A 22,220-nucleotide genomic window follows, 5' to 3' on the forward strand; every position below is an offset into this window, starting at 1 on the left:
TCTTAAGTGATTGATTGGTCTAGGAAAGGCTGGCGATGTTAGCACTCGCATGTGACGACTGCCAGCAGCGCTCGCGAAAAAACCCGGTACGCCGGGATGCGCAAGATGTGGTGCTGGCCGGCGCCCTTTCAAGGGCTGGCGGCAAAAAAATTTCGCTGCGGCGCCCGCCCGGCCGCGGAACTGGTACCCGGATTCCGCAACGCTGTCACAGGAGCAGGCTAGGCTCGCAGACCCAGGGGGGACCATCCAAAAGGAGTTGTCGATGAAGCCATCCGCCGTTGCCTTACCTCTCGCCTGTCTGCTGGCCCTGGCCGGCCACGCCCAGGCCGCCGTGTTCATCAACGAATTGCACTACGACGATGCCACCGCCGCCGGCGATACCGGCGAGGGCGTGGAGATCGTCGCCACCGCCGGCGAGAGCCTGAGCGGCTACAAGGTCTACCTGTACAACGGCAGCACCCCCGGCGCCGCGGCCGTCTACGCCACCACCGCGGTGCCGGCCGGCAGCCTGGTCACCTGCGGCGGGCAGGTGCGCATCGCCACCGTCGGCTATGCCAGCAACGGCGTGCAGAACGGCCCCAACGACGGCCTGGCGCTGGTCGACGGCAGCGGCCAGGTGGTGCAGTTCCTCAGCTACGAGGGCGCGATCACCGGCGGCGGCGGCCCCGCCGCCGGCCTGAGCAGCCAGAACCTGCCGGTCAGCGAGAGCAACAGCACCGCGGCCGGCACCTCGCTGCAGCTGCGCGGCAGCAACGGCAGCGCCGCGTCCGACTTCAGCTGGGCCGGCAGTTCGGCCAGCAGCTTCGGCGCCTGCAACAGCGGCCAGACCTTCAGCGGCGGCAGCAGCAACGCCGCCCCGTCGGTGACCGCGACCACGCCGGCGCAGGGCGCCAGCAACTTCCCCGCCGCCGGCGACCTGGCGGTGACCTTCAGCGAGGCGGTGACCCTGGCCAGCGGCGCGTTCGGCCTGAGCTGCAGCCAGTCCGGCACGGTGGCGCTGAGCTACCCGAGCAGCGGCAGCCAGTTCGCGATCTCCACCAACACCGCCCTGGCCGCCGGCGAAAGCTGCAGCCTGAGCATCCTGGCCGCGCGCGTCAGCGACGCCGGCGGCGCGCACCCGGCGCAGGACGGCAGCATCGCCTTCAGCGTCGCCAGCGGCAGCGGCGGCGGCGCCAGCGGCTACTACTCGCGGGTCAACACCTCCAGCGCCAGCCAGTTGCGCTGCTCGCTGCACGAGACGATCAAGGGCCACACCGTCTACCCGTACAGCAGCAGCTCCGGCACCAGCACCTGGACCATCCTGGAGATCGCCGACGAGGACCCGAACGACAGCGGGCGCATCCTCGACGCCTACCGCAACCGCAGCTACGCCAAGGGCACCGACCGCGCCGGCAGCGGCAGCGGGCTGAAGTACAACCGCGAGCACAGCTGGCCGAACTCGCTTGGCTTCGGCAGCGCCAGCGGCGACAAGGGCCTGCCCTACGCGCCGTACACCGACACGCACATGCTGTACCTGACCGATTCCACCTGGAACGCCGACCGCGGCAACAAGCCGTACGCGAACTGCGACAGCAACTGCGGCGAGCGCATCACCGAGGCCAACGCCGGCTTCGGCGGCGGCAGCGGCAGCTACCCGGGCAATTCCAACTGGGTGCGCACCCCGGACGGCAACGGCGGCAGCTTCGAGGTGTGGAACCACCGCAAGGGCGACATGGCGCGCGCGGTCATGTACATGGCGATCCGCTACGAAGGCGGCACCGACGCGGCCACCGGGCAGTCCGAGCCGGACCTGGAACTGACCGACGACCGCAGCAAGATCGTGCAGACCTCGGCCTCGCCGGCCTACATGGGCCTGCTGTCGACGCTGCTCGCGTGGAGCCAGCAGGATCCGCCGGACGCCGCCGAACGCGCCCGCAACGAAGTGGTGTACAGCTTCCAGGGCAACCGCAATCCGTTCATCGACCACCCGGAGTGGGCGACCTCCTCGCTGTTCACCTCGGCCAAGCCGGCCAGCTGCCAGCTACTCAACTGAAGTCGGACCCCGGCGCGCCGATCGCGGCGCGCCGGAGGGCCTGCGACCCGGGAGGCCTGGGGCCATCCGGCCTCGCCCGCGCATGCGCTGCCGGCGCCGCGGTAGACAGCCGGCCCCGCGCGAAACCCGGCAGCGTCGCGCCCCTGCTTTCCCTCCGATCGCCCCCCACTGTCGCGCCTTTGCCGCTGCGCAGCGGCTCGCCGCCGCACGGCCCTGCGCCATGCCCGGCCAGCGCCCTCCGCGGCCGCCCTCCGCGGCCGCCCTGCGCAGGCCCGCAACCGCGCGCCCGCGGGCGCGCACTCACGCCCGAACCAGGCCCGGCAAAGCCCTGCCGGCGTCCCTATACTGTCGGCCGCATGTCTTCGCCCCCACTCCGTTTGCTGTTCAGCACCTGCCCCGATCCGGCCAGCGCCGCGCGGATCGCCCAGGTCTTGGTCGAAGAACGGTTGGCCGCGTGCGTGAGCCGCCTGCCCGGCGTGCACGCCACCTATCGCTGGCAGGACGCCGTGGAGCAGGCCGAGGAAGTGCTGCTGCTGATCAAGACCGCCGCCGACCGCGTCCCCGCGTTGCAGCGGCGGCTGAGCGAACTGCACCCCTTCGACGTCCCCGAACTGATCGAGCTCGAGGTCGCCGGCGGCCTGCCCGCCTACCTGCAGTGGGTATATGCCGAAACCCGTGAGGAACCGTAAGCCGATGAACGTGCTGCACCGTCTCGCCGCCCTGTGCCTGCTGGCCCTGGCCGCCTTCCCCGCCCTGGCGATCAGCGAAAAGGACTTGCTGCCGGTCGATCAGGCCTTCGTGGTGACTGCGCAGGCGCCAGAGCGCGACCGCATCGCGCTGCATTGGAAGATCGCCAACGGCTATTACCTGTACCGGCACCGGATCGCGGTGCGGGTGCTGAGCGGCTTCAAGGCCAACCCGACCCTGCAGCTGCCGGCCGGGCACAAGAAGACCGACCCGTACTTCGGCGAGGTGGAAACCTACCGCGGCGAGTTGAACGCGGTGCAGAGCGGCGTCGCCGATCCCGCCACGACCAGCCTGCAGGTGGAGGTGCGCTACCAGGGCTGCGCCGACGCCGGCGTGTGCTATCCGCCGCAGAAGCGCGTGCTCACCGTGGCGCTGCCGGCAGCCGAGGCCGGTGCGGCGGCGGCGTCCTCGCCGCTGCCGGGCAGCGCGCCGGGCGCGGCCGGCCCCGCCGCCAAGCCGTTGTTCGGCGGCGGCCCCGCCGTGCAGGGCCTGCCGCTGCCGTCGGACCAGGCGTTCGGCTTCGAAGCCATCGTCGGCGACGGCAATACCCTGCTGCTGCGCTTCACCCCGGCGCCGGGCTACTACCTGTATCGCGACCGCACCGCGCTGGCGCTGGAAGGCGCGGCCGGCATCCGTACCGGCATGCCGCGCTGGCCGCAGGGCCGCTCGCACCAGGACGAGCACTTCGGCAAGGTGGTGGTGTATTTCGACCAGACCGAGGTCAGCGTGCCGCTGCAGCGCCAGCGCGCCGATGCCGCCGAGGCGACCCTGGTCGCCACCTTCCAGGGTTGCCAGACCGACGGCATCTGCTATCCGCCGATGACCCGGCGGGTGAAGCTGTCGCTGCCCAAGGGCAAGCTCAGCCCGACCGACCAGGCCGAAGTGGCGCCGCTGCTGGTGACGCCGCTGGACAGCCGCCAGGCCGACGCCAGCGCGGCGGCGGCCGACGCCTCGGCCCCGGTGACCGCGCCCGACGCGGCGACCGCGCCCGATGCCTCGGTGCACAACGCCGCGCGCAGCACCGCGCCGGCGGCCGCGCCGCAGAACCTGCTGTGGGTCCTGCTGGCGGCGCTGGGCGGCGGCCTGGTGCTGAACCTGCTGCCGTGCGTGCTGCCGATCCTGTCGCTGAAGGTGCTGGGCCTGGCGCACAGCGGCGAAAGCCACGCACGCGCCCGCAGCCATGCGCTGTGGTACACGCTGGGGGTGCTGGCGTCCTTCGCCGTGGTCGGCGGCATCGCCGTCGCCGCGCATCTGCTGTGGGGCTTCCAGCTGCAGCGCCCGGGCTTCGTCGCGGTGCTGGCCTACCTGATGTTCGCGATGGGCCTGAGCCTGTCCGGCGTGTTCACGCTCAGCGCCAACCTCGGCGGGCTCGGCCAGTCGCTGTCGGCGCGCAGCGGCCCGGTCGGCGACTTCTCCACCGGCGTGCTGGCCTGCGTGGTGTCCAGCGCCTGCGTCGGCCCGTTCATGGGCCTGGCGCTGGGCTATGCGTTCGCCGCGCCGCCGGCGATCGGCATGCTGGTGTTCCTGACCATGGGTCTGGGCCTGGCGCTGCCGTTCCTGCTGGTCGGCTTCATCCCCTCGCTGGCCAAGCGCCTGCCCACGCCCGGCCCGTGGATGGAGACGCTCAAGCAGGTGCTGGCGTTCCCGATGTACCTGACCGCGATCTGGCTGCTGTGGGTGCTGGGCAAGCAGCGTGGCGTGGATGCGGTGGCGCTGCTGCTGGTCGGCGCCACGCTGCTGGCGCTGGGCCTGTGGTGGATCGAGCGCGCGCGCTGGCGCAGCCACACGCTCGGCTTGCGCCTGGCCTCGCTGCTGGTGCTGCTGGCGCTGCTGCCGGTGTGGGGCGTGACCCGGCTGGCGCCGCCCAGCGTCGCCGCCGAGCGCAACACCGTCGCCTTCTCGCCGGAGATGCTGGACCGGCTGCGCACCGACAACCGCGTGGTGTTCGTCAACATGACCGCCGACTGGTGCGTGACCTGCAAGGCCAACGAACGCAACGTGCTCGGCAGCGATGCCTTCCGCGACACGCTCAAGCGCGTCGATGCGGTGTACATGAAGGGCGACTGGACCAACGAGGACGCACGCATCAGCGCCTTCCTCGCCGAACACAAGGCGGTGGGCGTGCCGCTGTACGTGGTCTACGGCCCGGGCGCACCGCCGACCGTGCTGCCGCCGGTGCTGAGCCAGGCGGTGGCCGAGGACGCCCTGCTGCGCGCGGCGCGATGAAGGCCACGCCGCCGCGCCTGCTCGCGGTGGCGGCGATCGCGGCGGCGCTGGGCGTGGCCGCCGCGCAATTCTGGTGGCGCACGCCGACGCCAGCGCCGCCAGCGACCGCCACCGGCAGCGCGCCGCCGGCCGGCGTTGCCGCGGCCCGCCCAGGCGATCGCGCACCGGCGCTGCGCCTGCCCACGCTCGACGGCGGCAGCCTGAGCCTGGCCCAGTTCCGCGGCCGCCCCTTGCTGGTCAATGTCTGGGCCAGCTGGTGCGAACCGTGCGTGCGCGAGATGCCGGAACTGGACCGCCTGGCGCGCGCGCAGCCGGCCGACGGCCTGCAGGTGCTCGGCATCGCCCTGGACCGCCCCGAGGACGTGCGCGCATTCCTGCAGCGGGTGCCGATCGGCTACCCGATCGCGCTGGAAACGCCAGGCCCGGCCGATGCCAGCGTGCGCCTGGGCGACACCCAGGGCCTGCTGCCCTACAGCGTGCTGATCGACGCCGACGGCCGCATCGTGCGGCAGAAACTGGGCCCGTTCGCCGCAGGCGAAGCGGAGCGCTGGGCGCGGCTGCCCTAGCCGGGACGACTGGCACGCACACGGGCAGGGACCGCCAGCCGGCACTGCGCAACATGCCATCGAGCGGATGGCGGCAGGCGCTTCGCTCGATGGCATGACCGGCAGCCGCGAGCTGCAACGCCCGCCCCTCGATGCGGTCGCCATCGCGGCGTAGCGCTCATCGCCCCTTGCGTGCGTCGACGCCCTCGCCGTCATCCGTGCGCCATCGCGCGCCTGCCATGCACCGCCGCCACGCAATTGGCCACGATGGCCCAACCGATGTCCGGAAAGGCGGCCGTGCGCGCGCTAGCGTGCTGCAGCCCACTTCGCCGAGCCAACATGCAGACTCACACCACGTTATTGGTCACCGGCGGCGCCGGGTTCATCGGCGGCAATTTCGTGCTGGAAGCGGTGTCGCGCGGCGTCCGCGTGATCAATCTCGATGCGCTGACCTACGCCGGCAATCTGAACACGTTGGCCTCGCTGGAAGGCAATCCCGACCACGTCTTCGTGCACGGCGATATCGGCGACCGCGATCTGGTGACGCAACTGCTGCGCGAGCACCAGCCCGACGCGGTACTGAACTTCGCCGCCGAGAGCCATGTGGACCGCTCCATCGACGGCCCCGGCGCCTTCATCCAGACCAACGTGGTCGGCACCCTGGGCCTGCTGGAAGCGGTGCGCGACCACTGGAAGGCGCTGCCGGAGGGGCCGCGCGCCGCGTTCCGCTTCCTGCACGTGTCCACCGACGAGGTCTACGGCACGCTGGGCGAGACCGGCAAGTTCTCCGAGACCACGCCGTACGCGCCCAATTCGCCGTACTCGGCCTCCAAGGCCGCCTCCGATCACCTGGTGCGCGCGTTCCACCACACCTACGGCCTGCCGGTGCTGACCACCAACTGTTCCAACAATTACGGCCCGTACCACTTCCCGGAAAAGCTCGTGCCGCTGGTGATCGCCAAGGCGCTGGCCGGCGAACCGTTGCCGGTCTACGGCGACGGCAAGCAGGTGCGCGACTGGCTGTTCGTCGGCGACCATTGCGCGGCGATCCGCACCGTGCTGGCCAATGGCCGGGTCGGCGAGACCTACAACGTCGGCGGCAACTCCGAGAAGCAGAACGTCGAGGTGGTGCAGGCGATCTGCGCGCTGCTCGATGCGCGCCGCCCGCGCGCCGACGGCCAGCCGCGCGCCAGCCAGATCACCCATGTCGCCGACCGCCCCGGCCACGACCGGCGCTACGCGATCGATGCGTCCAAGCTGAAGAACGAGTTGGGCTGGGAGCCGCAGTACAGCTTCGAGCAGGGCATCGCCATCACCGTGGACTGGTACCTGGCCAACCAGGCCTGGGTGCAGGGCGTGCTCGACGGCAGCTACCGGCTGGAACGCATCGGCACGGCGGCATAACGCGAGTCCCTCGCAAGAGCCCGCACATCGATGTGCGGACTTCCTAGGAAGCACCTCATGACCCAACGCAAAGGCATCATCCTGGCCGGCGGCTCCGGCACCCGGCTGTATCCGATCACCAAGGGCGTCAGCAAGCAGCTGCTGCCGGTGTACGACAAGCCGATGATCTATTACCCGCTCAGCGTGCTGATGCTGGCCGGCATCCGCGAGGTGCTGATCATCAATACGCCGCACGAGCAGGCCTTGTTCCGTGCGCTGCTGGGCGATGGCTCGCAGTGGGGCATGCGCCTGGAATACGCGGTGCAGCCGAGTCCGGACGGGTTGGCGCAGGCCTACCTGATCGGCCGCGATTTCGTCGCCGGCAAGCCGAGCTGCCTGGTGCTGGGCGACAACATCTTCCATGGGCATGGGCTGACCGAGACCCTGCGCCGCGCCGACGCGCGGCAGCACGGCGCCACCGTGTTCGGCTATTGGGTCAACGATCCTGAGCGCTATGGCGTGGCCGAGTTCGACCAGGCCGGCAAGGTCATCGACATCGCCGAGAAGCCGGTCCAGCCGCGCTCCAACTATGCGGTCACCGGCCTGTACTTCTACGACGGCCAGGCCAGCGAGCACGCGGCCGCGTTGAAGCCCTCGCCGCGCGGGGAGCTGGAAATCACCGATCTCAACCGGCGTTACCTGGAGGCGGGCGAACTGCACCTGGAACCGCTGGGCCGCGGCTACGCCTGGCTGGATACCGGCACCCACCAGTCGCTGCACGAGGCCTCCAACTTCATCGAGACCATCCAGTCGCGACAGGGCTTGCAGGTGTGCTGCCCGGAAGAGATCGCGTTCGGCCAGGGCTGGATCGATGCCGCGCAGCTGGAGAAACTCGCCGCGCCGCTGTTGAAGAACGACTATGGCAAATACCTGCATGAACTGGCTGTCCGAGGAATCGTTCCGTGAAAGTGATTGAAACCAATCTGCCCGGCTGCGTGGTGATCGAGCCGGCGGTGTTCGGCGACGAACGCGGCTATTTCTTCGAGACGTGGAACGCCGAGCGTTTCGGCCAGCATGGACTGCCCACCAGCTTCGTGCAGAGCAACGTGTCGACCTCGGCCAAGGGCGTGCTGCGCGGCTTGCATTACCAATGGCCGCGCCCGCAGGGCAAGCTGGTCAGCGTGCTGGAAGGCGAGGTCTACGACGTGGCGGTGGACATCCGCCGCGGCTCGCCGCATTTCGGCCGCTGGACTGCAGTGGTGCTGAGCGCGGAGAACAAGAAGCAGTTCTGGATTCCGGAAGGCTTGGCGCATGGCTTCGCGGTGCTGTCCGAGCGCGCGGTGTTCAGCTATCTGTGCACCGACGTGTACGTGAAGCAAGCCGACGCCGGCGTGCGCTGGGACGACGCGGCGATCGGCGTGGACTGGCCGATCGGCGAGCCGCTGCTGTCGGCCAAGGATGCGGTGGCGCCGTTCCTGGCCGACATCGCCGAAGACCGCCTGCCGGTGTACGTGCCGTGACCACGCTGGTGTTCGGCGCCAATGGCCAGGTCGGCCAGGAACTGTTGCGCGCGCTGGCCAGGCACGGCCCGTTGCTGGCGACCACGCGCAGCGGCCGCCTGCCCGATGGCAGCGCCTGCGAAATCGCCGACTTCGACCAGCCGCAGACGCTGGAGGCCTTGCTTGACCGGCTACGCCCCACGGCAGTGGTCAATGCCGCGGCCTATACCGCGGTGGATCGCGCAGAGCAGGAGCGCGACGCGGCCCATCGCGCCAACGCCGAGGCGCCCGCGGCGATCGCCGGCTGGTGCGCGGCGCATGGCCTGCCGCTGGTGCATTACTCCACCGACTACGTGTTCGACGGCCAGGGCACCCGCCCGTATCCGGAAGATGCGCCGACCGCGCCGCTGGGCGTGTACGGGGCGACCAAGCTCGCCGGCGAAGAAGCGATCCGCGCCTCCGGCGCGCAGCACCTGATCTTCCGCACCGCCTGGGTCTACGCCGCGCACGGCAGCAACTTCCTGCGCACCATGCTGCGCGTCGGTGCCGAACGCGACGAGCTGCGCGTGGTCGCCGACCAGGTCGGCACGCCGACGCCGGCGGCGCTGATCGCCGACGTCACCGCGCAGGTCCTGGAGCAGCGTGCGGTCGCGCAATCGGGCACCTGGCACCTGACCGCCGCCGGCGAGACCACCTGGCATGGCTTCGCCAAGGCGATCTTCGAAGAGGCGCTGGCGGCGGGCCTGCTGGCGCGCGCGCCGCGCGTGCTGCCGATCGCCACGGCCGAGTATCCGACCCCGGCCAGGCGCCCGGCGTATTCGCGGTTGGACATCTGCAAGCTGCAGCGCGACTTTTCGCTGGTGTTGCCGCAGTGGCGCGACGGCCTGCGCCGGGTCATGCGCGAATGCGCAATCGCTCGGCCCCCCGGCTGACGGCCACGCGCAGGCGCGCGGCGGCATTGGTCCGTTCGTCGGCGCCCAGCACCAGGACCCAGAACGCCAGCGCCGCTCCCAGCAACACCGGCACCGCCAGCAACATGCGCACGGTCGCATCGGCAATCCACAGGAACACGCACAGCACTAGGCAGGCGCAGCCGCCGAGCGCGGCTCCGGAGCGGATCGCACCGGCCGACACGCCGATGACCTTCCTGCTCATCCACCACAGCAGGCCGGCATCGACCAGCATGCGCAGCACCCAGGCCACCGCCGCGCCATCGATGCCCCAGCGGCGTACCAACAGCACCAGCGCGAGCGAATACAGCGGCAATTCCAGCAGGTGCAGGCCCGCGGTGACGTCGGCGCGCCCGTGCGCCTGGATCAGGTTGAAGGCCACCTTGGAAAAACCGTTGATGAAGATGCCGATCGCCAGCAGCTGCATCACCAGGCTGCTGCGTTGCGCGAACGCCGTGCCGAGCCACAGCTGCAGGAACGGCTGGGCCAGCACCACCACCGCCAGCACCGCCGGGAACAGGCAGGCCACGATCAGCTTGGCGCCCAGCGCGAACATCGCATCGGAGGCGCCGCGGTCGTTGGCGAAACGCTGCACCATCAGCGGAAACAGCACGCCGAACAAGCCTTCGGACACGATGTTGAGCTTGAACACCACTTCGTACGGCGAGGTGTAGAACGCCACCGCCGAGCTGCCGAGCAAGGCGCCGATGAAGAAGCGATCCATGTACACCATCAGTGGCGAGATGACGTTGGAGATCGTCATCCAGCCGCCGAAGGTCAACAGTTCCCTGCAGATCCGCTGCTCCGGCCATGCGCGCAGCGCAGCCGATCCGACCTGGCGGAACACGAAGTGCACGTGCACGGCCGTGGCGATGTAACGCCCCAGCACCAGCGAGGCGACGATCCAGTCCAGCCGCGCGGTGAACGGCAGCACGCACAACGGGCCACCGAAGGTCCACAGCCCCATCGGCATGCGGATGGCGTTGGTGAGCCGGAAGCGATGGTGCGCCTCCAGGATGCCGCGCAGGCCGGTGGTGAGGATCACCGCCGGCACCGACACCGCCAGCAGCACGAACGCGTTGCGGGTCTGTCCGACGAATTCGGCGGGAACGTGCAGCAGCCCGATCAGCCACGGCGTGGCCAGCGCCACCAGCAGGGCGGCCAGCGCACCCAGCGCGGTCATCATGGACAGGCCGCTGGACACCACCCGCGGCACCTCGGCCTGGCGGCCGCTGCCCAGGCGGTCGGCCACGATCCGCGTCATCGCCCTGCCCAGGCCCAGATCGAACAGGTTGAAATAGCCCACCACCATCCAGGCGATGGTCAGCAGGCCGAACCGGTCCACGCCGATCTGCTTGATCAATACCGGCACGCTGACCGCCGCCAGCAGCAGCGGCAGCAGCTGGCCGCCGATGTTGTAGCAGAGGTCGCGCAGCAGGCGGGGGGTCGGGGCCGCTGCGGCCGCCACCGTGCTGCCGCTCATGGCGTCGCCTCCGGGAGCAAGGGCAGCGCCGACGCAGGTAGCGGCGCGAGCGCGTTGGCGACGGCTTCGCGGTAGGCACGCACGGTGAAGCGGTGCCGATATGTGTCGCGCGCGGCAGCGGCCATGGCCGCATAGCGTTCCGGCCCCAACCCGACCGCGCGCTCCAGCGCGCGCACCAAGGCGATCGGATCGCCCGGCTCGAACAGCAGGCCGCTTTCGCCATCGGTCACGATTTCCTGCAAGCCGCCGGCGTCGGAGGCGATCACCGGCCGGCCGATGGAGAAGCTCTCGATGGCGACGCGGCCGAACGGTTCGGGCTGGATCGACGGCATCAGCACGAAGTCCGCCCACGCGAAATGCGCGGCCGGCTGCGCGCTGAAACCGAACAGTTCGACCGGCTGCGCGCACTCCCGTGCGGCCCGTTCGAGGGCGACGGCAAGGTGTTCGTAGCCGCGGAACGTGTCGCCCACGATGCGCAGCTGCAACGGCAGGTCGCGACCGTAGCGCGCCAATGCGTCGAGCACGAACTGCTGTCCCTTCCAGGTGTTGATCCGGCCAAGGATGACGATGCGGCATGGCCGCTCCGGCGGCGGCGGCGCGGATGGCGGACATGGACCGTCGCAGACCGCTTCCACGCCGTTGTAGATGACGCGCCCGGGCAACTTGAACGCGAACGCGGTGGCATACGAGTTGTAGATCAGGGCGGCGCGCGAGAACTCCAGCAAGCGTCCGAACACGCGCAGGGCCAATGCCGACGGAATCTCCCGCACATGGACGTAGGCGTTGCCGCTGCGCCGCAGGGCCAGGATCGCGGCGACGCAGACCACGGTGTTGACGTAGCAGATGTCGTAGTGCGACACGAGGCCGCGGTACATGCGCAGCGCCTTGCCCAGCGCGACCAGGCTGCGCCATGGGTGCCGCTTCAGTTCCAGCTTGCGCAGCACCCCGCCGCTCTCGAAGCTGCAGCGGTCGACCAGCGGCGCCAACAGCGCCTGCAGCGGTCCGGGCTCGGGCAGCACCAGGTCGATCGTCGCCTGCGGATGGCGCTCGCGCAATGCCTCCACCGCCGCGGCGAAACTGCGGTCCGAACCGTACAGCTCGCTGCCCTGGTGCACCGCCAGGATCCGCAACGCAGCGCTCATCGGTACACCTCGGCAAGGATCGCGAAGAAGCCCTGGGACACGCCGCGCCGCCGCGCCAGCCGCCACGCGCTCCACAGCACGTAGGCGTGCACGCCGAGCCGCTCCAGCGCATCGGCGTCGAACACGTATTTCCACGAGCGCATCAACCAGATCCGGCGCCGCGCCAACTGCACCGGATCGCGGGTGTCGCGCAGGGCCGAATCGTGTCCGAGCACGGCGCCGTACAGGTAGGCGCGGCCGCCGCGCCAGTTCAGTTCGCGACACAAACGGGTGTCGATCCCGTAGAACCACAGCCGCTCGTCGAAGGGCGCCGGGCCGATCTCGCGCAGGAAGCGCCGACTGACGCACAGCCCGCTCATCATCGCGGTGAAGTGCGAGGGCAGGAACGCGTCGACCCGCGCCTTGCGCAACGGCGCGCCCTTGATCCAGCGCAGGCGTCCGGGGCTGATCATCCGCTTCTGGTGGCGGATAACCGGGACGTACATGTCGGCATCGATGTCGCGGATGCAGCGGGCGAGCTTGTCGATCAGCGCCTGCCCGACGTGCGAATCCTGGTCCAGGATCATCACGTGCGGGGCCGCGCTGGATCTGAGCAGCGTGTTGTAGACCAGCGACAGCGGGGTGTTGTGTTGGCTGCAGACATAGTCCCAGCCGGCGGGCAGCGCGGCCGCGCCTTCGCGATCGGGCTCCGGCGAGTTGTCCCAGATATGCACCCGCAGCTGCAGTTCGCGCGGGTCGCAGTCGAGCCGGCGCAGGCTGTCCAGCGTCTGCGACGCCTGCACGGAACGCATGTACAGGACCACGAACAGGTCAATGCGAACCACGACGGACTCCCAGGCCGGCACTGGATGCCGCCATGCGTGCGGCGCGCAGCGCGTGGCGAAACGCCACCTCGTCCTTTGCGGCGTGCCTGCGGCAACCGACGCAACGGGCGGCGAACGCCGCAACGCGATGCACGGTTCGGTCTACGGTGATGTGCATGCAATGACCTGTGTGGGTGAATGGTGCGACGGCGGCGGTGCAGGCGGTGCGCGCGTTGGCGCATGCCGTCATTCTTGGCGAGCGCGGCTGCGCCGCGGCGGCCGCTGGCGGCAAACGCCCAGATGATTGCCGCAGCGGACCTAGGATCGGCGGATCGCCGGGGCCGGCACCGCATGGCGGCCGCGCCCGGCGATCAGCATCAGCGCCACCACCATCAGGAACAGCTGCATCGTCTCCAGCACGCCGGTGGCCATGACGAAGACCAGGTACCCGGTCGTCGATGCATGCACCATGGCGTAGCTGAAGCGATCGTCGAGCTGGCGGCGCGCGCAACGGTAGATGCTGGCGAACAACAGCCCATAGGCGAGCAGGCCGAGCAGGCCCAGATCGATCGCCCATTGGAACAGCGCGCTCTCGGCGTTGTAGAAGTCCGGATACTTGTCGGAGGCGACGATCTCGCGGGTTTGCGACACGCCGCCGCCGAACAGCGGCGACTGCACGAAGAAACTCCACGCCACCAGCAGCTGGCCCACGCGCATCTGCAGCGAGCTGCCGTTCTGGCTGGTGGCGTCGCCGTTGCGGAACACCGAGGCCACGAAGTCGGTGAATTTCTCCACGTACTCCAGGCCGCCCACGCAGGCCACCGCCAGCGCGACGACCGCGATCTGCGCCATCAGCCGCCGGTCGCGGCCGCTGGCCAGGCAGTAGAAAGCCGCCAGCGCCAGCAGCAGGAACACCACCGGCGTGCGCGAGTTGGTCACCACGATGCCGGCGAACAGCACCAGCTGCAATGCCAGGAACACCCCCATGCGCCTGGCGGTGCGGTTGTCGCGCATCAGGAACACGCCGACCAGGAACGCATAGACCTGGAACGCGCCGTAGGTGATCGGATGCGACAGCGTCCCGACCGCGCGCAGGCCGCGCACCGATTCGCCATAGTCCTTGGCCATGACCCGGCCGCTGGGCGTGGTGTGGCGCAGGTAATCGAAATATGGATTGGCATGCAGCAGGTAGGCCAGCGTGCCGTACAGCGACACCGCCACCGCCACCAGGTAGAACAGGCGCAGGATCGACTCGGCCTGGCGCGGCTGCGTGCAGAAGCGGAACGTCAGGTAGCAGGGCAGGAACAGCTCCAGGAATTCCATGGCCGCGGTGACCATGTCCTTGGACCAGGTGGCCGGCTGCAGCGCGAAGGAGGCGAAATAGGCCAGCGCCAGCCACGCGAACGGCGCGGCGAACGGAAAGCCGACCGGCCGGATGCGCAGCCCGGACGCCAGCAGGTGCAGCAGCCAGCCGCCCAGCATCAGCAGGACGATGGCGCGGTTGACCGACAGGTACGGCAGGCTGGCCACGTCGATCAGGCCCAGGCCCTTGGGCGTGAACAGGCACAGGACCGGAAACAGCAGCACCAGCCGGCGCAGGTTGGACAGCGACAGCCACGTGCAATAGAGGGCGAGCAGGAAATTCACGGTGACGACGCGACCGGCGGGGGAAATGGCATCACTGTTCGGCCACCAGTTCGTACCAGGGTGCGGCGGCGTGTCCGCGCGCCTGCAACTGCAGCTGGAATCCGTTCGCGGTCTTGCGCACGTCCGCCGCGTCCAGTGGCGCACCGCGACGGCCCGCGGCATCCAGCGGATAGACCGACAGGCGCCGCGCATCGCTGCGCACGTCGACGGTGCATGGCCGGCGCCGCATCCACAGCGGCGCCTGCACTTCGCGCAGACTGAGCCCGGCGCCACTGGCCGGATCGCGCAGGGTATAGGCCGGCACCGCGCGCAGCGCACCGTCCACGCGCTGCAGCGCCGGTTCCGCGACGTCGACCAGGTCCAGCGGTGCCGGCGTCGGCGCATCCGGGACCGATCCCAGCGTCTCGCCGGGCAGGGTCAGCAGCAGCCGCGTGGACTGCGCGATCGCACGCCCATCGCGCGAGGACAGCAGCAGCGCGGTCATGCCGTTCGCGGCGTCCACCCGCACCGCGAGCGCGCCGCTGACATAGCGGCGCCCCGGCAGCAGATGGCCGACGATGCCGTTCACCGTCGGCGCGGCGACGCGCAGCTGGCCCGCGTCCAGATCGAAGCGCACCTGGGCGGGTGCGGTCGCTGCCCGCGCCGCGACCGGTGCGCCGATGCCGACCCGGCGCGTCAACGCGCTGCTGCGCTCGAGCACGCCCTGCGCCTGCAGGAACGCCGCCAGCCGGGTGGTGACGCGCGCCTGCACCGCGCGCAACTGCAGCGCGCGATCGGGCGTATAGCCGCTCGCCTCCGGCAACGCGGCGATCGCGCCGCTGCGGAACAGCCAGGCCAGTTGCCCGAACTGCGCGCGCTTGGCCGCATCGCCGGCCAGGCTGAACTCGTAGGGCACGCTGGGCGTCTGCGCGCCGCGCCGGTGCGCGTAGTCGTAGTACGCCACCCCCGACCAGTCCTGCAGGCTGGCCAGCAGCGCGGTTTCCGGCAGGATCTCGGCCGCCTGCCGATTCGGCCACGGCTGGTTGAACTCGGTGACCAGGAAGGGCTTGTCGAAGGAGCGGTAGAACGCCATGCCCAGCAGCGGTTCCACTCCATCGCGCAGGTTCGAGCTGTCGCTGATCCGCCATGCGTCCCACTGCCAGGGCGCCTGCGGAAAACGGTAGTGGTCCACGTAGAAATGGCCGTCGAACAGGTCCATGCCGGCCAGCGCGCGCACGTTGGCCAGGCCGCCGAAATTCATCTGCGTGCCCAGCACCAGCACCTCGGGAGCGGCCTGCGCGATCGCCGCCCGCACCGTGTCCACGTAACGGCGGTCGCGCTCGACCAGAAAGTCGAGAAACGCGGCGGCCAGGGCCGGGGCGGCGTCCAGCGCGGGCACGGCATCGGCATCCACCGCCAGCGCCGGCGCATGCGCCTGCCGCCATGCCCGCCAGTCCTGCAGCAGGGCCTCGCGCACGGGACTTTGCGCCAGGCGCGCCAGGCTGCCGTCCATCCAGGCGTAGACCAGCGAACTCTCGTTGTCGATCTCGACCATGGCCAGCGCCGGCGTTCCTGCACCGCGCAACGCGGTCAGCAGCATCTGCGCATAGCGCGCCTGCAGCCGCAGCGCCGCCGGATCGATGCGCAGGAACGGCTTGGACTGGTCCGGCCACGCCGCAGCGCCGTCCAGCGCCAGAGTACCGTCGATCGCGGGCCGGAACGCATAGCCGACGTGCAGGTTCAGATCGACATAGATGCCGTTCTCCGCGCACCGCTGCAGCAGGCCGCGCAGCCGCGCCACCGCGACCGGATTCAGGCGCGGGAACGGTCCGGCCGACAGCAGCCCGGTGGCCGCCGCGTCGTCGGGCACGGACACCGCGTCGAGCGCATGCAGGCGCAGGAAGTTGACGCCCAGCCCGCGCAGGTCGGCGACCAGGCGCTCGGCCTGCGGCGCATCCGGCAATGCGGCCTCGAAGCCGAGGTTGACGCCGAACAGCCGCACCGGCGTCGCGCTGCCCTGCGCGCACAGCGCGCCACCGCAGGCGCGCAGGCGATCGGCAGGCGCCAGCGGCGCGTTGAGCGCGGCGAAATCAACGACCGATCCCGGCGCCACAGCGGCGACCTCGACCCGGTAGAAGTCGGCCGGATCGGGCGCCGGCTGCGCCCGGCACGCGGCCGGCGCCAACACCAGCAGGCAGGCCAGCGCACGCCGCGCGCCCGCGCCGAAAGCGCCGCCGGCGCTCAACCTTCGCGCCCGCGCTTGACCGTCATTGCCTGCGCCAACGCCAACGCCGGCTGCGCTGCCGGCGCCAGCGCCGGGGCCTGCAGATGGCTCTCGAGCAACGCCTGGTACTGGGTCAGGATCGCCGACCAGCGGAATTCGCGCTCGAAGCGCTGCAGGCTCAAGGCGCGCATGGCCTGCACCGTCGCGCCGTCGGCGAGCAGCACCGACATATGCATGTCGCATTCGGTTTCCGAACGGAAGTAGCGCGCTCCGTCCTGGGCCACCCAGCGGTTGAACGGGTTGTCGTGGGCGATGACCGCATTGGCGGCGCCCAAGGCCTCCACCAGCGATGGATTGGTGCCGCCGACGGTGTGGCCGTGCGCGTAGAAGCGCGCATAGCGGCGCAGCACCCGCAGCGCGTCCAGATCGTAGATGGCGCCGGGGAAGTCCACCTCCTCGCTCGCCGCCTCCAGCACCTGGCGATGGTAGTCGTTGGATTCCGGCTCGTATCGGCCCAGCACCACCAGCCGCGCATCGCGCCGGCGCCGCGAGAAGGCGCGCACGATCTCCAGCAGCGAGTTCTCCGGTTCGGCGCGGGCGATGACCAGGCCGTACGACTGCCCTTCCAGGCCCAGCGCGCGCAACGGCTGCGGATCGACATCGCCGACCAGGTCCGCCCCGTAGGGAATCATCGCGATCTTGTCGCGGCTCACGCGAGTGGAAAGATGCCGCGCGATCTCGGGATGGTCGGCGATCAGGTGATCGCCGGTCCAGCAGCCGACGCGCTCGTTCAACCACAGCCACAGCCGCGCGTGCCGACGCCATTTGCGCCGCTTCCACTCCAGTCCGTCCATGTTGATCAGGTTGGCGATGCCGCGCCAGCGCAGGTACGTGGACAGCACCGCGGTGTTGTAGCCCAGGGTCAGCGCCAGCGCCGGCCGCCGCCGGGCCGCGTCGCGGATGGACGCCCAGTCGAATTCGATCGTGCCCGGCGCGCCCTGGCGCCGCACGGCCAGGGTGATGCGGTGCACGCCGCGCCATTCGTCCTCGACCACGGCCGGCACCTGCGTCGCCGCGCCCTGGCAATAGACGGTGACCCGCCAGCCTTGCTGCACCAGATGCAGGGCCAGGCGTTCGGCGAAGGTTTCGAATCCGCCATGCATCGCCGGGATGCCGCGGATGCCGAGAATGGTGAGCTGTCGATGGGGCACGATGCTGGACGAATCCCGGAGTTGGCGAGCGCGCGGCAGGAGTTCCGCGGCCCACAGCATGCGCGTCGGCGGCATGGCGGAATCGGTCGCAGTGGCCGCATATTCCGCCGACTTGCGCGCCGGCCGGCGATGGCGGCCAACACCCAGCGAATGGCGGAAACGCTCCGGTGCATCGGCCCTAGCATGGCCACGAGGCGGCACCCCCCTGTCACTCGGATGCCGGCGCCTGGAGATTCGCCAGGACGCGCTCGCCCGGAAGGTCGGCCAGTGGCGGCAGCTGTCTCTCTCGGCCACTTCCACGGATCGACCATGCGCTTTTCCGCTTCTGCATTTTTCCGGCCAGGGCTGTCCCGTCGCCGTTCCCGCCTGCGTTGCGCCGTCGCCGCGCTGGGTGCGCTGCTGTCCAGCGGTTGCGCGCTGCTGCCGGCAGCGCATCTCGACCTGGACCCAGCGCAGGCGGTCGGCGCCGATGGCGCGCCGTCGGAACTGCGGCAGAACGGGATCGCCTTCCGCTTGCATCGTCTCGACGGCGGCGCGGCGCCGGCGTTGTTCCAGGCGCCCGCCGACGCGGCCGTCGCAGCAACGCCGATGCCGCCAGCGGCCGCGCCGGCGCCCTACCTGGTGCGCAGCGGCGATACGCTGCGGGTGATCGTCTGGGACCACCCGGAACTGAACAATCCAGGCCTCAGTGCGTTGAGCACGGGCACCACCAGCACGGCCGGCGCGGAAGCGGCGACGGCACCGAAGATCAACGCCGGCGGCAACCTCGATCCGCAGGGGCGGCTGGTGCAGCCCGACGGCACGATCTATTTCCCCTACGTCGGCCGGGTCAAGGTCGCCGGCCAGGACATCGGCCATATCCGCGACCTGCTCGCGCGCCGCCTGGATCCGGTGATTCCCTCGCCGCAGCTGGACGTGGCGGTGGTCGCGTTCCGCAGCCAGAAGGTGTACGTCTCCGGTGCGGTGCGCGACCCCGGCGCACTGGCCCTGACCGATGTGCCGATGACGGTCGCCGACGCCATCGCCGGCGCCGGCGGCTATACCACAGGCGCGGACCTGGAGAGCGCCACGCTCAACCGCGACGGACGCCCGCAGCCGCTGGATCTCTACGCGTTCTTCTATCGCGGCGACCTGGCGCAGAACCTGCGCCTGCGCGACGGCGACGTGCTCAACCTGCCCGAGCGCCGGCTGAAGAAGGTGTTCGTGCTCGGCGAGGTGGCCAAGCCGGGGTCGCAGGTGATGCCGCTGGGGCCGTTCACCCTGTCCGAAGCCCTGGCCGATGCCGGCGGCCTCAACCTGGTCTCGGCCAACGCATCGCAGATCTACGTGTTCCGCCATGCCGCAGACGGGCACGTCGACGCCTATCAGCTCGACACCGGCAACCCGGGCATGTTGGCGCTGGGCGACCAGTTCGCGCTGCATCCGCGCGACATCGTGTTCGTCGATCCGGCCAAGGTCACCCGCTTCTCGCGCGCCATCTCGCAGATCCTGCCGCTGGCCAGCCTGCTGTACCTGGGCAGCGCCGCCATCAGCCAATGAGCCGGGAGGCGCGCGCGAGCCTGTGCATGAACCTGATCCTGGTCTGCCGCGCCAACGTCTACCGCAGCCCCATGGCCGAGGCGGTGCTGCGCGCGCGGCTGCGCGACACGCCCGCGGAAAAAATCCGTTCGGCGGGCCTGGCGCCCGCCGCAGGGCTGCCGCGCGACGAGCGCACCCAGCGCGTGCTCGCCGAACGCGGCTATCCGCCGGTGCCCTCGCAGTTCGCGCAGATGCTCAACGAGCCGATGCTGCACTGGGCCGATCTGGTGCTGGTGATGGAGGCGCAGCAGCGCCACGCCTTGCTGCGGCGCTTCCCGGCCGCCGCCGGCAAGGTCTGGCGGCTCGGCCACTGGCTGGATTGCGAGATTCCCGATCCGCACGGATCGGGTCTGCAACCGCTGCGCGACACCTTGCTGCTGATCGAACGTTGCGTCGACCGCTGGCTGTCCCACCCCTCCTTCACCTCCACAAAGAGCGACCCCCCTCTTTCATGAAACACGAAACCACGATGCAGGCCGAACCGGCCGACGCGCCGGACAGCGACGTCAACCTGATTGCCTTGCTGCGCAATGTCCTCACCCACCTCAGGTTGTTCGCGGCCATCGCCGTGGCGATCCTGCTGCTCTCCATCGCCTACCTGCTTGCGGCCACACCGACCTACACGGCGCAGGCGCTGATCCAGGTGGACGAGGACCAGGGCGCCGCGCTCGGCGCCCTGTCCGACGTGGCCAGCGCGCTGAGCCTGAACAAGCCGATCGATGGCGAACTGGACATCCTCGGCTCGCGCTCCGTGCTGACCAAGGCGATCGCGGCGACGCAGGCGCAGTTGAGCGTGCAGGTGCACAACAGCATTCCGGTGCTGGGCCGGCTGTATGCGCGCTTCGCGACGCCGCCGCACGGACTGGCGCCGGCGCCGCTGGGGCTGGACGGGTTCGCATGGGGCGGCGAACGGCTGCGCCTGGACGACTTCCAGGTGCCCAGCGTGCTGAACACCGACACCTTCCGGTTGCTGGCCGGCGCCGGCGGCACCTGGACGCTGCAGTCGCCGGACGCGCTGACCGTCGCCCGCGGCCGCGTCGGCGAACAGGTGACGTTCGCCATCGACACGCGCTTCGGCCCGGGCCAGGGCAGCATCCGCGTGCGCGAATTGCGCGCCAGGCCGGGAACGCGCTTCGACCTGAGCAAGTCCTCGCTGCAGCAGACCCTGGACGCGGTGTCGCGGCATATCAAGATCGAGGAAACCTCGAAGGACTCCTCGATGATCCGCCTGTCGGTCCAGGACCACGACGGCGAACGCGCCGCCGACGTCGCCAATGCCCTGGCGCAGGCGTACATGGCGATGAACATCCGCCACCGCGCGCAACAGGCGCACCTGAGCCTGCAGTTCCTGGGACGCAAGCTGCCGCAGTTCCAGGCCGAACTGACCCGCTCGGAGGACGCGCTCAACGCCTACCGCATGCAGACCGATACCATCGACGTGGAGCAGCAGACCGAAGCGCTGCTCGCCCGTTCGGTCGAACTGACCCGCCAGCAGACCCTGGTCGAACTGAACCTGCAGGCCAATGCGCAGCAATTCCGCGCCGCGCACCCGACCATGCGCATGCTGCTGGCGCAGAAGGCCTCGCTCGCCGACGAACTGGCCAGGATCAACACCGAGATCCGCGCCCTCCCCGGCACGCAGCAGAGCTATCTGCGCCTGGCCCGCGATGTCGCGGTCAATACCCAGATCTACACCGCGCTGGTCGCCAACAAGCTGCAGCTCGAGGTCGCCGAGGCCGGCACCACCGGCAACGTCTCGATCATCGACATCGCCCTGACGCCCGAAAAGCGCAGCTGGCCGCTGCCGCTGATCGTGCTGGCCGGCGGACTGTTCGGCGGCGCGCTGATCGCGTTCGTGAGCGTGCAGGTCGTGGCCGGCTTGCGCGGCGCGCTGCGCGATCCGCTGGAGCTGGAGCGGATCAGCCAGGTGCCGGTCTATGCGGTGGTGCCGGCCAGCATCGCGCAGATGCGGATGACGCGCGCCGCCCTGCGCGAACGGCAACCGCACAATCCGCTGCTGGCCAGCCAGTTCCTGTCCGACCCGAGCGTGGAAGCGCTGCGCTCGCTGCGCAGCACCTTCAAGTTCGCGCTGGACGATGCCAACAGCAACATCGTGCTGTTCACCGGCCCCACCGAGAACGTCGGCAAGAGCTTCGTCGCCGCCAACTTCGCCTACCTGCTGGCGCTGTCCGGCGAACGCGTGCTGCTCGTCGACGGCGACATGCGCCGCGCCGGCCTCGGCCGCTATTTCCCGTCCGCGCTGGACGTGTCCGGCCTGGCCGACGTGCTGGCCGGGCATGCGCCGCTGCCGGACGCCATCATCGCCTCCGGCCACGAACGGCTCGACCTGCTGCCGGCGGGCCGGCGTATCCCGCCCAATCCCGGCGAACTGCTCGAACTGCCGGCGCTGGCGACGCTGCTGGCGCAGGCAGGGCGGCGCTACGACTACGTGATCGTGGATTCGCCGCCGGTATTGCCGGTCGGCGACGCGGTCACCCTGGCCCGCAGCTGCGGCGCGGTGTTCGTGGTCTCGCGCTTCGAACTCAGCAGCGGCCGGCAGCTGACCGAGACCTTCAAGCGCCTGAACCAGATCGGCGCCACCGTCGCCGGACAGGTGTTCAACGGCTTCCGCAGCACGCGCTTCGGCTACGGATATGGCTACGGTTACGGCTATGGCTATGGCTATCGCCAGGCCACCGGCAAAGGGTGAATCCCTGCGGCGACCGGCAGGCGCATCCGCGCCTGCGCGCCGCTTCGGCCACGCCGGCAGC

17 protein-coding genes are annotated in these 22,220 nt (G+C 70.2%); 11 read left to right on the forward strand and 6 right to left on the reverse strand.

What is annotated here, in order from left to right:
* The first annotated feature begins 262 nt into the window (after positions 1 to 262).
* From NRY95_20390 to rfbD, 8 genes are all read left to right on the forward strand, one after another.
* Positions 263 to 2,032 carry an endonuclease gene (locus NRY95_20390; protein ID UYC16013.1) on the forward strand — a complete coding sequence of 590 codons (1,770 nt, stop codon included), beginning with the start codon at positions 263 to 265 and terminating at the stop codon, positions 2,030 to 2,032.
* Between the two features lie 356 nt (positions 2,033 to 2,388).
* The gene (locus tag NRY95_20395; protein UYC16014.1) at positions 2,389 to 2,721 is read left to right on the forward strand and encodes a divalent-cation tolerance protein CutA; all 333 of its coding nucleotides are present in this window, start codon (positions 2,389 to 2,391) and stop codon (positions 2,719 to 2,721) included.
* Positions 2,722 to 2,725: 4 nt separating this feature from the next.
* Positions 2,726 to 5,005, forward strand: a complete 2,280-nt coding sequence (locus tag NRY95_20400; protein ID UYC16015.1) for a protein-disulfide reductase DsbD — start codon at positions 2,726 to 2,728, stop codon at positions 5,003 to 5,005.
* On the forward strand, positions 5,002 to 5,571 hold the full coding sequence (locus NRY95_20405) for a TlpA family protein disulfide reductase (protein UYC16016.1): 570 nt from the start codon (positions 5,002 to 5,004) through the stop codon (positions 5,569 to 5,571). The genes NRY95_20400 and NRY95_20405 overlap by 4 nt, the downstream gene beginning before the upstream one ends.
* A gap of 318 nt (positions 5,572 to 5,889) precedes the next feature.
* Entirely contained in the window at positions 5,890 to 6,954 is a 1,065-nt protein-coding gene (gene rfbB, locus NRY95_20410) for a dTDP-glucose 4,6-dehydratase (GenBank protein UYC16017.1), read from the forward strand.
* Between the two features lie 57 nt (positions 6,955 to 7,011).
* Entirely contained in the window at positions 7,012 to 7,899 is an 888-nt protein-coding gene (rfbA, locus tag NRY95_20415; GenBank protein ID UYC16018.1) for a glucose-1-phosphate thymidylyltransferase RfbA, read from the forward strand.
* Positions 7,896 to 8,453 carry a dTDP-4-dehydrorhamnose 3,5-epimerase gene (gene rfbC / locus NRY95_20420; GenBank protein UYC16019.1) on the forward strand — a complete coding sequence of 186 codons (558 nt, stop codon included), beginning with the start codon at positions 7,896 to 7,898 and terminating at the stop codon, positions 8,451 to 8,453. The genes rfbA and rfbC overlap by 4 nt, the downstream gene beginning before the upstream one ends.
* On the forward strand, positions 8,450 to 9,364 hold the full coding sequence (gene rfbD / locus NRY95_20425) for a dTDP-4-dehydrorhamnose reductase (protein UYC16020.1): 915 nt from the start codon (positions 8,450 to 8,452) through the stop codon (positions 9,362 to 9,364). Before rfbC ends, rfbD begins: the two co-directional genes overlap by 4 nt.
* Here the strand turns inward: rfbD and NRY95_20430 are convergent.
* The 6 genes from NRY95_20430 to NRY95_20455 form a co-directional block, all read right to left on the reverse strand.
* A complete protein-coding gene (locus NRY95_20430) occupies positions 9,327 to 10,865 on the reverse strand; it encodes a flippase (GenBank protein UYC16021.1) in 1,539 nt (512 codons plus the stop codon). The two genes, rfbD and NRY95_20430, sit on opposite strands and share 38 nt — an antisense overlap.
* A complete protein-coding gene (locus tag NRY95_20435; GenBank protein ID UYC16022.1) occupies positions 10,862 to 12,007 on the reverse strand; it encodes a glycosyltransferase family 4 protein in 1,146 nt (381 codons plus the stop codon). The genes NRY95_20430 and NRY95_20435 overlap by 4 nt, the downstream gene beginning before the upstream one ends.
* Positions 12,004 to 12,831 carry a hypothetical protein gene (locus NRY95_20440; protein UYC16023.1) on the reverse strand — a complete coding sequence of 276 codons (828 nt, stop codon included), beginning with the start codon at positions 12,829 to 12,831 and terminating at the stop codon, positions 12,004 to 12,006. Before NRY95_20440 ends, NRY95_20435 begins: the two co-directional genes overlap by 4 nt.
* 297 nt (positions 12,832 to 13,128) lie before the next feature.
* The gene (locus NRY95_20445) at positions 13,129 to 14,457 is read right to left on the reverse strand and encodes an O-antigen ligase family protein (protein ID UYC16024.1); all 1,329 of its coding nucleotides are present in this window, start codon (positions 14,455 to 14,457) and stop codon (positions 13,129 to 13,131) included.
* A gap of 31 nt (positions 14,458 to 14,488) precedes the next feature.
* Positions 14,489 to 16,681 (reverse strand): hypothetical protein, encoded by a 2,193-nt coding sequence (locus tag NRY95_20450; protein ID UYC16025.1) that lies wholly within the window; start codon positions 16,679 to 16,681, stop codon positions 14,489 to 14,491.
* Positions 16,678 to 17,871 (reverse strand): DUF1972 domain-containing protein, encoded by a 1,194-nt coding sequence (locus NRY95_20455; GenBank protein ID UYC16026.1) that lies wholly within the window; start codon positions 17,869 to 17,871, stop codon positions 16,678 to 16,680. The genes NRY95_20450 and NRY95_20455 overlap by 4 nt, the downstream gene beginning before the upstream one ends.
* A gap of 309 nt (positions 17,872 to 18,180) precedes the next feature.
* On the opposite strand from NRY95_20455, the gene NRY95_20460 reads away from it, so the two are divergent.
* The 3 genes from NRY95_20460 to NRY95_20470 are packed head-to-tail and all read left to right on the forward strand — an operon-like array spanning position 18,181 to position 22,159.
* Positions 18,181 to 19,410 (forward strand): SLBB domain-containing protein, encoded by a 1,230-nt coding sequence (locus tag NRY95_20460; GenBank protein ID UYC16027.1) that lies wholly within the window; start codon positions 18,181 to 18,183, stop codon positions 19,408 to 19,410.
* A 26-nt stretch (positions 19,411 to 19,436) separates the two neighbouring features.
* Positions 19,437 to 19,904 carry a hypothetical protein gene (locus NRY95_20465; GenBank protein UYC16028.1) on the forward strand — a complete coding sequence of 156 codons (468 nt, stop codon included), beginning with the start codon at positions 19,437 to 19,439 and terminating at the stop codon, positions 19,902 to 19,904.
* Positions 19,901 to 22,159, forward strand: a complete 2,259-nt coding sequence (locus tag NRY95_20470) for a polysaccharide biosynthesis tyrosine autokinase (protein UYC16029.1) — start codon at positions 19,901 to 19,903, stop codon at positions 22,157 to 22,159. Before NRY95_20465 ends, NRY95_20470 begins: the two co-directional genes overlap by 4 nt.
* Positions 22,160 to 22,220: the final 61 nt, after the last annotated feature.

The organism is Xanthomonas campestris pv. phormiicola, assembly GCA_025666215.1.
Taxonomy (GTDB): domain Bacteria; phylum Pseudomonadota; class Gammaproteobacteria; order Xanthomonadales; family Xanthomonadaceae; genus Xanthomonas_A; species Xanthomonas_A campestris_A.

Coding starts and splice junctions, on each gene's coding strand:
- NRY95_20390 (UYC16013.1), top strand. CDS start 263: ATGAAGCCATCCGCCGTTGCCTTACCTCTCGCCTGTCTGCTGGCCCTG.
- NRY95_20395 (UYC16014.1), top strand. CDS start 2,389: ATGTCTTCGCCCCCACTCCGTTTGCTGTTCAGCACCTGCCCCGATCCG.
- NRY95_20400 (UYC16015.1), top strand. CDS start 2,726: ATGAACGTGCTGCACCGTCTCGCCGCCCTGTGCCTGCTGGCCCTGGCC.
- NRY95_20405 (UYC16016.1), top strand. CDS start 5,002: ATGAAGGCCACGCCGCCGCGCCTGCTCGCGGTGGCGGCGATCGCGGCG.
- rfbB (UYC16017.1), top strand. CDS start 5,890: ATGCAGACTCACACCACGTTATTGGTCACCGGCGGCGCCGGGTTCATC.
- rfbA (UYC16018.1), top strand. CDS start 7,012: ATGACCCAACGCAAAGGCATCATCCTGGCCGGCGGCTCCGGCACCCGG.
- NRY95_20430 (UYC16021.1), bottom strand. CDS start 10,865: ATGAGCGGCAGCACGGTGGCGGCCGCAGCGGCCCCGACCCCCCGCCTG.
- NRY95_20435 (UYC16022.1), bottom strand. CDS start 12,007: ATGAGCGCTGCGTTGCGGATCCTGGCGGTGCACCAGGGCAGCGAGCTG.
- NRY95_20460 (UYC16027.1), top strand. CDS start 18,181: ATGCGCTTTTCCGCTTCTGCATTTTTCCGGCCAGGGCTGTCCCGTCGC.
- NRY95_20465 (UYC16028.1), top strand. CDS start 19,437: ATGAACCTGATCCTGGTCTGCCGCGCCAACGTCTACCGCAGCCCCATG.
- NRY95_20470 (UYC16029.1), top strand. CDS start 19,901: ATGAAACACGAAACCACGATGCAGGCCGAACCGGCCGACGCGCCGGAC.